This window comes from Kribbella sp. NPDC003505 (genome assembly GCF_040610875.1).
Classification (GTDB): domain Bacteria; phylum Actinomycetota; class Actinomycetes; order Propionibacteriales; family Kribbellaceae; genus Kribbella.
The window spans coordinates 743776-751915 of sequence record NZ_JBEXNA010000001.1 but is presented as its reverse complement, the minus strand read 5'-3'; the positions used below and the strand labels follow the sequence as shown (position 1 = coordinate 751915).

General features: G+C 70.2%; 8 protein-coding genes and 1 pseudogene. 7 read left to right on the top strand and 2 right to left on the bottom strand.

Annotated features, from left to right (window positions below):
* From ABZX12_RS03565 to ABZX12_RS03535, 7 genes and pseudogenes are all read left to right on the top strand, one after another.
* Positions 1-319 (top strand): annotated as a pseudogene (locus ABZX12_RS03565) (hypothetical protein); the annotation flags it as partial.
* Positions 320-1533: 1214 nt separating this feature from the next.
* Positions 1534-2529, top strand: coding sequence for a hypothetical protein (locus ABZX12_RS03560; protein ID WP_355689451.1), 996 nt, complete (start codon positions 1534-1536; stop codon positions 2527-2529).
* A gap of 88 nt (positions 2530-2617) precedes the next feature.
* Positions 2618-3079, top strand: a complete 462-nt coding sequence (locus tag ABZX12_RS03555; RefSeq protein ID WP_355689449.1) for a hypothetical protein — start codon at positions 2618-2620, stop codon at positions 3077-3079.
* A gap of 49 nt (positions 3080-3128) precedes the next feature.
* Complete coding sequence (locus ABZX12_RS03550) at positions 3129-3548, top strand: SRPBCC domain-containing protein (protein ID WP_355689447.1); 420 nt, start codon at positions 3129-3131, stop codon at positions 3546-3548.
* Between the two features lie 60 nt (positions 3549-3608).
* Positions 3609-4049: a nitroreductase family deazaflavin-dependent oxidoreductase gene (locus tag ABZX12_RS03545; RefSeq protein WP_355689446.1), complete on the top strand. Its 441-nt coding sequence runs from the start codon at positions 3609-3611 to the stop codon at positions 4047-4049.
* A gap of 150 nt (positions 4050-4199) precedes the next feature.
* Entirely contained in the window at positions 4200-4922 is a 723-nt protein-coding gene (locus ABZX12_RS03540; protein ID WP_355689444.1) for a CDP-alcohol phosphatidyltransferase family protein, read from the top strand.
* Complete coding sequence (locus tag ABZX12_RS03535; protein ID WP_355689442.1) at positions 4922-5779, top strand: hypothetical protein; 858 nt, start codon at positions 4922-4924, stop codon at positions 5777-5779. Before ABZX12_RS03540 ends, ABZX12_RS03535 begins: the two co-directional genes overlap by 1 nt.
* On the opposite strand, the gene ABZX12_RS03530 is transcribed toward ABZX12_RS03535, so the two are convergent.
* Both ABZX12_RS03530 and ABZX12_RS03525 read right to left on the bottom strand, forming a co-directional pair.
* Positions 5776-6927 (bottom strand): AAA family ATPase, encoded by a 1152-nt coding sequence (locus ABZX12_RS03530; RefSeq protein WP_355689440.1) that lies wholly within the window; start codon positions 6925-6927, stop codon positions 5776-5778. The two genes, ABZX12_RS03535 and ABZX12_RS03530, sit on opposite strands and share 4 nt — an antisense overlap.
* Positions 6928-6957: 30 nt before the next feature.
* Positions 6958-8136 (bottom strand): ROK family protein, encoded by a 1179-nt coding sequence (locus tag ABZX12_RS03525; RefSeq protein WP_355689438.1) that lies wholly within the window; start codon positions 8134-8136, stop codon positions 6958-6960.
* Positions 8137-8140 lie beyond the last annotated feature (4 nt).

Here is an 8140-nt window from a genome sequence, read left to right as displayed (position 1 = left end):
ACCGCCCGCCACGCCTGAGACGACGCCGCCTAGCACTCCGGTGACGACGCCGACGGTGCCTCCAGGCACGGTGTCGAGTACGCCTCCGGCCAGCACGAGTACGACGACTCCGGCGCCGACGCACCGCACGAGCTCGGCAAGTTCCGACGTACCGACTGCGGTGAACGCCGGCCTGCCCGGGCCGCCGACCCGTCCGGCCGCGGTCACCGGCGACGACAGCCCGTCCGAGGCCGGCAGCATCCTGATGACGCTCGGCGGCATGCTCCTCGCCGGCGGCGCGATCGGCTCACTCCGCCGCCACGGCCGCCACACCAGATAGCAAGCTCCGGTCCCGGCGGCCGTCGCAACCGCCGGGACCCGCGCTGTGCACGGCCCTCCAGCGACGAATACGCCGACCCCGGCGCATCATCCAAGCCCGGCAGCTCCCGGCGTACCGATTGCGGTAAACGCCGGCCTGCCCGGTCGCGACCACCGACGACGCCAGCCCGACCGAGGTCGGCAGCATCCTGATGACGCTCGGCGGCGTACCTCTAGCCGGTGGCGCCAGCGGTTCACTGCGCTGTCACGACCGCAGTGACGCGGGACTGTCCGCAGCCCTTCGCCAAAACGTACGACGACCCCGGGCCCGCCGCGCCGTGCGAGCTCGGCGAGTTCCGGCGTACGGACTGCGGCGAACGCCAGTGCGACGACAGGCGGACCGAGGCCGGCGGCACGCTCCTTGCGGGTGGCGCGATCGGCTCACTCCGCCGTCACGACGGCCAGTACGCGCTGTCCGCAGCCCTCCGCCGGCGGCCTACGTCTGGGGCCGACGCGCGGCATGAGCTCGGCGAACTCCGACGTACCGGCTGCGGTTCACGCCGGTATGCTCCGTGCGCCGACCCGTCTGGTCAGGCAAGCAGTGACGACAGGCCGATCGAGGCCGGTGGCAACTGATGACGCGCGAAGGAGTACCTCTGGCCGGTGGCGCGATGGGCTCACTCCGCTGTCACGGCCGCTGGGACGCGCGATGTCCGTCGTCGAGTACGACGGGTCCGGGGTCGATGTCTCGCACGAGATCGGCGAGTTCCGGCGTACCGACTGCGGTGAACGCCGGTGCGCCGACACGGCCCGGTTGGGGCGAGCAGTGACGACAGGCCGACGAAGCCGGTGGCAACTGATGACGGGTGGGGGAGTTCGTCTGGCCGCTGGCGCGATGGGCTCACATCGCTGTCACGGCCGCCGGGACGCGTAGTGTCCGCGGCCCTCCGTCGTCGAGTACGACGGGTCCGGCGCTGCCGCGCCGTGCGAGCTCGGCGAGTTCCGCCGTACCGACGCGGTGAACGCCGGCCCTCGTCCGGGGCTGGGGCGTGCTTTTCGCGGGTGGTGCGATCGGCTCGGTCTGTCGTCTTGCGCGCTGTCCACAGGCCTTGGGCAGCGCGAGCTGTGGAAAACTCTGCGACACGCGGGCGAATCGTTACCGAACGAGCTTGACTGCTGTAACGGAACCGAAATACTTCTCCAAGGCCTAACCCCTGCACTCGTTCGAGGACGGACATGACCCACACGGGCGTTCGCTCCCGCGCGGCCGGTATCTTCGCCGGCGCCGGAGCGCTTTCACTGCTTCTCGGTGCGGCGGCATTGCTCGTCGCTCCCTCCGCCAACGCCGACCAGACCGCCGGTCACAACCCACCGGGCAACAACGGCACGGTGAAGATCGAAGGCGCCGACATCCAGAGCGGACCGCCGGACAACAACCCGCACCAGGGCTGCACGTTCACCGTCGAGTTCTACAACTACGACAAGGACGACTCGTACAAGGCCACGGTCACCTTCGAGGACCAGGCCCCGACAGCGGACGCCGGCCTGCAGGTGGTGTCCGGCGACCTGAATCCGTTCATCGGCGAGGACGAGGCCGGTGGCGGCACGGACCTGGACGCGCGCGAGGTCTACACGCTGAAGTTCACCGGCGAGCCGCACCCGCAGCAGGGCTATCACGTGAAGCTGACCGTGAACGCCCCCGGCTCGATCGGCAACGACGTCAAGCACAAGGTGTTCTGGGTCGAGGGCTGCACCACGACGCCGCCCACCACGCCGCCGACGACTCCGCCGACCACGACGGACACTCCGCCCACCACTCCGCCCACGACGCCGCCGACGACCACGGACACGCCGCCGACGACTCCGCCGACGACTACGGACACTCCGCCCACGACGCCGCCGACCACGCCGACGGAGTCGCCCACCACGACGGACACTCCGCCTGCAACGCCGACGGACACGCCGTCCACTCCGGGCACGTCGGTGAACCCGACGAGCACGCCGCCGCCGGTGACCGAGTCGACGCCGGTCTCCGACGTGCCGAGTGACACGCCGACCGCCGGTGTTCCGACCGCGATCGACGCCGGCTTCGGCGGATCCGACGGAGATTCGATTGCCAACAGCAACGGTGCGTTCGGTCTCGCGGGCGGTCTGCTGCTCGCGGCCGGCGGCATCCTGATGGCCGGCGCCGGAGTGGTCACCTTCCGCCGTCGCGGCAAGCACACCGCCTGACCGTCACCCGTGCGCGGCCGCCCGCTCCGTCAGGGGCGGCCGCGTACCGGTCCGTCGTCGCCCCGGCGATGGCGTAGCCTGCTCCGTCGTGACGATCGATGGGCTGGGTGACACGTTCGGCTCGGACGCGGATCCGGCGGCGCCGGACGTGTCGTTCGAGGAACTCGTCGCGATGATGCCGGAGACGTTGCGGGAGGTGTTCCCGCCGTACCGCTGGCAGCTCGCGAAACTGTGGGAGCTCGACCTGAAGGTCGAGCCGGTCGAGATCGCCGACCTGGTCTGGATGTTCGACCTGCCGCTGTGGCAGCTCGAGGGCGAACGGTTCAAGGTGACGCCGCACCAGGTCGCCGAGACGCCGATGAACTTCCGCGCGCACTACCAGCGGGTGATGGACGCCGACCTCGACTTCCCGATCAACCTGGTCGCGTACCGCGGCCGGCTGGTCGTGGTGGACGGCGTCCACCGGCTGCTGAAGGCGCACTTCCTGCGTCGCCGCTGGATCGGGGCGACGATCGCGACCGCAACCCAGCTCCGCTCCTGCGCCCGATGAATCAAGTCCGACGAATCTGGGCACCCCGGAACGGGGGAGGATAGGCGTCATGGACAGCGTGGAGCGTGAGGTGTACGTCGAGGCCCGGCCGGAGGTGGTGTGGGCCGCGGTGACGCAGCCGGAGACCTTTGCCCGGTGGTACGCGTTCGGCGGGGCGGAGATCGATCTGCGCCCGGGTGGGCGGCTGGTGCTGCGCTGGGACGAGCACGGCGAGTTCCGCGGCTTCGTGGAGAAGGTCGAGCCGGGCCGCCGGTTCGGCTACCGGTATGCCGTCGAGCCCGGTGTGGAGCCGGTGCCGGGGAACGCGAACCTGGTCGAATTCACGCTCACGCCCGAGGGTGACGGCACCCGGCTGCTGGTGGTCGAGTCGGGCTTCGACCGCCTGGACGACCAGCATGACCCCGAGCAGTCCGCGCAGGCCTGGGGCAACGCGCTGGCAGCCCTGACCGAGCTCGCTCCGGCGCTCTGACCTGTCCGCGCGACGCGCCGGGGGTGTTGATGGTGATGCGTCACCATTATCATGGGTGACATGACAACCAACAGCGACGAGTACGCCCCCAGCACCAGCGACTGGGTCCGCGAGCAGGTGGAGAAGGTCACCGAGGCCGGGACCACCGACGCGGTCGACATCATCGGGCTCAAGGTCGTGCTGATGACTATGCGCGGTGCGAAGTCCGGCAAGATCCGCAAGGTGCCGGTGATGCGGGTCGAGAAGGACGGCGTGTACGCCGCGGTCGCCTCGCTCGGCGGCGCGCCGAAGAACCCGGTCTGGTACTACAACCTGAAGGCCGACCCGAAGGTCAGCCTCCAGGACGGCGAGGTCACCAAGGAATACGTCGCCCGCGAGATCGAGGGCGACGAGTACGACGAGTGGTGGCAGCGCTCGGTGGCCGCGTACCCGCCGTACGCCGAGTACCAGACCAAGACCACCCGAAAGATCCCGCTCTTCCTGCTCGACCCGGTCAACTAAGTCCTTGCAAAGATCTCGCCTCGGTCGACGGTCGGTGGCGAGGCGCGGGCCAGGCTTGTGAGACGCTGGCGACGGCTGGGTCGACCTCGACCCGGCCCGACGCCTTGCGTCGCCTGAGTTCTGGGAGTTGTCCTGACCACACACGACGCGGTGCGGGAACCGTTCGTCGGGTCGACGCGGCTGCGTCTGGCCGGACTGGCACTGCATGCCTATACCGCGAGCGGAACGGTGCTCGCGCTGCTGATCGTCATCGCCGCCATCGACGGCGACGCCGTGCGGGCGCTCTGGCTCGGGCTCGCGACCCTGGTGATCGACGGCACCGACGGGATGCTCGCCCGTCGGCTGCGGGTCAAGGAGACGATCCCGTGGTTCGACGGCGCGATGCTCGACAACATCGTCGACTACCTGACGTACGCGTTCGCGCCGATCGTGTTGCTGTGGACCGGCGGCTATCTCCCGTCCGGGACCTGGGGCGCGATGCTCGGCGCGCTGCCGCTGCTCGCGTCCAGCTACCAGTTCTGCCGGGTCGACGCGAAGACCGAGGACCACTTCTTCCTCGGCTTCCCCAGTTACTGGAACGTGGTCGCGTTCTATGTCGTGGTCCTGAGCCTCAGCCCGGTCACCACCGGCATCATCCTGGTGGTCTGCTCGGTGCTCGTCTTCATCCCGGTGAAGTACGTGTATCCGTCGCGCACCAAGGCGTTCCGCTCGCTGAACCTGCTGACGACCGCGATCTGGCTGGCGTCGTACGCCGTGCTGCTCGCGCAGATGCCGGACCCGAACGCGGTCGTGGTCGCGATCTCGCTGTCGTACCTGGTGTACTACGGCGGCCTGAGCCTCTACCTCACCTGGCGCCGTAGGGCCGTCGCGTAGTGGTTCTCGGGCTGAGCGCGGCCCTCGGCGCCGCGGTGCTGTTCGGTATCGCGGCGATCCTGCAGGCCGTTGGTTCGCGGAAGGTGCCGACCGAGTCGGAACTGGATCCTCGCCGGCTCGGCGGATTCGTGGCCGCGCTGCTCAGGCAGCCCGCGTTCCTCGGTGCGCTCGCGCTCAACCTGGCAGGCTTCGGGCTGCACTTCGTCGCGCTGCGCCTGCTGCCGCTGTACCTGGCGCAGGCCGGGATCGCCGTCAGTCTGGTGATCACCGCGCTGCTCGCGACGCGGCTGATGTCGGACCGGCTGAGCGCGCTGGAATGGTCCGCGGTGATCGGCGTCTGCGTCGGGCTCGGTCTGCTCGCGGTGGCTGCCGGTGCCGCCGGCGACAGCGCGCAGCACCACGGCCTCACGATCGGCATCATCATCGGGCTCGTGACGATTGCTGTCCTGGGCGCCGTCGCGAGCCGTTCGCAGCACGGTGTTTCCACGGCGCTGCTCGGTCTGCTGGCCGGTCTCGGGTATGCCGGTGTCGCGATCTCGGCCCGCTTGCTGCAGGACGGGTCGATGAGCGAGCTCGTACGAAGCCCGACGCTCTACACCTTGCCGATCAGCGGCGCGCTGGCGTTCATCCTCTACTCGCTGGCTCTGCAGCGGGGGTCGGTGACGCTGGCCACCACGCCGATGATCGCGCTGCAGACCATCACACCTGCGGCCGTCGGCGTCTTCGTCCTCGACGACGCCGTCCGTGCCGGCTGGTGGCCGGCCGCGATCATCGGTTTTCTCCTGTCCGCGGCGGGTTCGGTCATCCTGGTCCGCTTCGAGAGCGTGAAGCCCCAGGACGTACCGGCCGGTCCCTAGCGCGTCGGCCACTTCCAGGGCGGCTCGTCGAGTGGGCCCTGGCCGGTGATGGTCGTGGCGCCCTTCTCCTTGACGAGCTCGAGTGTCTGGAGGTCGGGGGAGAGGGCCTCGAGGGCGGCGATGAACGGGCGGGAGTGGGTGACCACGATGACCTGGGTCTCCTTCGCGGCGGTGACCACCAGGTTGGCCAGTGCGGGCAGGAGATCCGGGTGCAGGCTGGTCTCGGGCTCGTTGAGGACGAGGAGCTCGGGAGGCCGCGGGGTGAGCAGCGCGGCCACCCAGAGGAGATACCTGAGGGTGCCGTCGGACAGCTCCGCCCCGGACAGCGGGCGGAGCAGACCGTGCTGGTGGAAGGCGATCTCGAAACGGCCGGCGGTGTTGACGATCTGCACCCGGCTGCCGGGAAACGCCAGCTCGATCGCCTCGTCCAGCGCCCCGCGTGGGCCCAGCTCCCGGATCGTCTGCAGGGCGGCCGCGACATCCGCACCGTCCGCGGCGAGCACGGCGGTGCGCGTCCCGACCTGCACCCGACGGGCGGGTGCTGTCGCGTCGGTGCGGAAGTGGTCGTAGAACCGCCATCCGCGCAGCCGCTCCCGCACCAGCAGCAGCTCGGGCGCGCGCTCCGGATCCGCGAACTCGCTCAGCATGCTGTCGAACGTCTGGAGCGGGTGCCCGCCGCGCTGCCACTCACCGCTCGCCGAACGGATCCGCACCTCGTGGTTGTTGCGCTCGACCAGCAGCGCCGCCGGGCGCAGGAACGGCCCGGCCCACAAGGCTTCGCGCTTGATCTCCGGATCCAGGTCGAACTGCGATCCGTGCGCGATCGGCAACCCGAGATCCATCAGATAGCCGTAGTCGTCGCCCGCGAAGCCCATCCGCAACGTCACCGGCCCGGTCCGCACGGTGCCCTGCGTCGGCCGGTCCTTCCGCACCTGCTCAGGCCCGGCCCACAGCGTCGACTGCAACCCACCCTCCCGGGCAAGCGCCGCGACCGCGCCGTTCCGCGAGGCGTCGGCGAGCAACCGCAGCGCCCGGTACAGACTCGACTTGCCTGTCCCGTTCGCACCGGTCACCACATTCAGGCCGCTCAGCGGCATGACGATACGCCGCAGTGACCGGTAGTTCTCCACCGCCAGCGTCGTCAGCATGTCAGTCAAGGTACCGACGCCCTCCGACAATCAGGTTTCGGCGCGGTCCGGGGAGATATGCCAGAGGACTCCGAGCTCCTGCAGCATCGCCGCGGCCGCTGCGCCGTGCATCTTGCTCCGGTCGGCCATCGTCGAGAACCGCGGACGGCGTACGTCGACCGCGGGTAGCCGGCGGGCGAGCTCCTGCTCGATGGCGTCGAGCAGCCGCGCCCCGGCCCGGCGGACCGGCCCGTCGATCACGACGTCCGGGATGTCGAGGATCGCCGCCTGGACGCAGACCAGCGCGCCGAGGCTCCGGCCCGCGAACTCGACCCGCTCGGCGAGGGCTCGCAGCTCGGGTGGTTCGCCGGGGGACGCGACCTTGTCGAGGTCCTCGACGGAGGCGTCGTCGAGGATCGCGGGCAGGTTCGCCACCGTTTCCAGGCAGCCCGTCCGGCCGCACTCGCAGCGCCGGTCGCTGACGCCGACGTCGATGTGCCCGACCTCGCCGGCCCGCTGCCGTTCGCCGAGGTGCACGCGTCCGTCGAGGATGATGGCGGACCCGATGCCGCCGGCGATGTGCAGCACGATCACACTGCCGCCGGCCTGACTGCGGTGCGACAGTTCGGACATCGCCACCGCGGTCGCGTCGTTGACGAGCACCACGTCGTACCCGAGGGCCTCCCGCAACGGGCCGGCGAGGTCGACGTCGTGCCAGCGGAACTGGATCGACTCGACGATGCCCTGCTCCGGCGACAGCATGGCCGGGACGGCAACGCCCGCGGCGAGCACCGTCCGTCCGTCGTCGGCTGCCAGTTGCTGCAGGAAGCTGCCCAGGACCGAGATCACGTCGTCGACGCCGGGGCCGGGTGGCAGGGCCACCCGGCCGGTCGTGCTGATCACCCCGTCCAGTCCCACCACGCCCGCGACGATCTCGGTCGGCCGGAGGTCGGCCATCAGCAGGCACTGGCGGCCGGTGTCGACGCGGAGCGGCTTCGCGGGCTTGCCGCGGCCGCTCGGCGTCCCGGCCTCCTCGACCACCAGATGCCGTGCCATCAGGGACTCGACGATCTCCGACACCACCGCGCGCGCCAGACCGGTGGACCGGGAGATGTCCGCCCGCGACATGCTGCCGTCGCCGATCAGCACGGTCTGCAGGACCAGTCTGGTGTTGCGCTCGCGCAGTACGCCGGGCGTCACCTTCTCGGTGATCCGTATCGCCTTCGTCATCCCT